The sequence below is a fragment of the Arthrobacter sedimenti genome, assembly GCF_042652025.1.
Classification (GTDB): Bacteria; Actinomycetota; Actinomycetes; order Actinomycetales; family Micrococcaceae; genus Arthrobacter; species Arthrobacter sedimenti.
Genome location: NZ_JBHSDQ010000018.1, coordinates 1 through 1109 on the forward strand (window position 1 = coordinate 1; position 1109 = coordinate 1109).

2 protein-coding genes are annotated in these 1109 nt (G+C 64.9%); both read right to left on the reverse strand.

Going from position 1 to position 1109, the window contains the following annotated elements; translation table 11 throughout:
* Positions 1 to 4: 4 nt before the first annotated feature.
* Positions 5 to 667 (reverse strand): DUF3618 domain-containing protein, encoded by a 663-nt coding sequence (locus ACFO0G_RS19860; RefSeq protein ID WP_376979800.1) that lies wholly within the window; start codon positions 665 to 667, stop codon positions 5 to 7.
* Complete coding sequence (locus tag ACFO0G_RS19865) at positions 664 to 1095, reverse strand: phage holin family protein (RefSeq protein ID WP_286400676.1); 432 nt, start codon at positions 1093 to 1095, stop codon at positions 664 to 666. Before ACFO0G_RS19865 ends, ACFO0G_RS19860 begins: the two co-directional genes overlap by 4 nt.
* Between the last annotated feature and the right edge of the window lie 14 nt (positions 1096 to 1109).

Consider the following 1109-nt stretch of genomic DNA (forward strand, 5'->3'; position numbering starts at 1 on the left):
CGGGTTAGGTGTTTTGGACGTTGTCTTTGGCGTCGGTGGCGCGGTCTTTGACGTCGGTGGCGGCTTGTTGGCCTTCGGTTTTGACGTTTTGGGCGGCGTCGGTGGCGGTGGCCTTGACGTTTTCCATGGCTTCCTGGGCGGGTTCCTTGAGGTCTTGGGCGACGGTTTTGGCGGCGTCGGTGACCTGGGTTGCCAGGGGCTGGGCTGCGGTTTTGAGTTGGTCCGCGGCTTCGCGTTCTTTCTGGCTTGCCGGGATCAGGGAGGAGACCAGCAGCCCGGCGCCGAAGGCGATGAGTCCTGCGGCCAGGGGGTTGCCGGCGGTTTTGGCTTTGACCTGGTCCGGGGCGGCGCTGACGGTGTGGCCGGCGTCGGAGAGTTTGGCCGAGACCGTGTCTCCTGCCTGGTGGAGGCTGTCGCCGGCTGAGTGCATGGCGTTGGTGGTGTGCCCGGCGCCGGTGGAGGTTGTGTCGTGGACTTTGGTGGTGGCGGTGTCTGCGGCTCCCATGATTTTCTCCTTCACCCCGGTCACGGCGTCGCGGACTTTGTCGGTTTGGCGGTGGACGATGTTGGACGGGGTGACTTTGTCGGCCACGGCGTCCACGTTGGTGCCCAGGCGTGCCCGGGTGGCTTCGATGTCTGCTCGGATGACGTCGGGGTTTTCGCTCATCGGTTTACCTCACCTGGTTTTAGGGTTGGGGGAATTTCTGAGAGGGTTTCCCCTGTCTGGGGCAGTCCCTTGATCTGCTTGAGTTCCTTGCGGCCTACCGAGGCCAGGACCGCGGCGATGATCGCCCAGATCACGGCGACGATCAGTGCGGCCCAGCCTAGGGCCATGACGGCGCCCAGGGCCCACATCAGGGCCAGGGAGAGGAAGAGCAGGACGAAGTGTCCGCCCACGCCGGCGCCGGCGAGCATGCCTGCGCCCTTCCCGGCCCGGGAGGTGGATTGTTTGAGTTCGGCCTTGGCCAGCTCCACTTCCTGGCGCATCAGGGTGGACAGGTCCCGGGTCACATCACCAAACAGTTCACCCAGGGACGCGTTGTCCGCTTTCACATGCGCCGCACTGGGCGGCGGCTCAGGAATCTGGCTACTCATCACAGACCACCCGT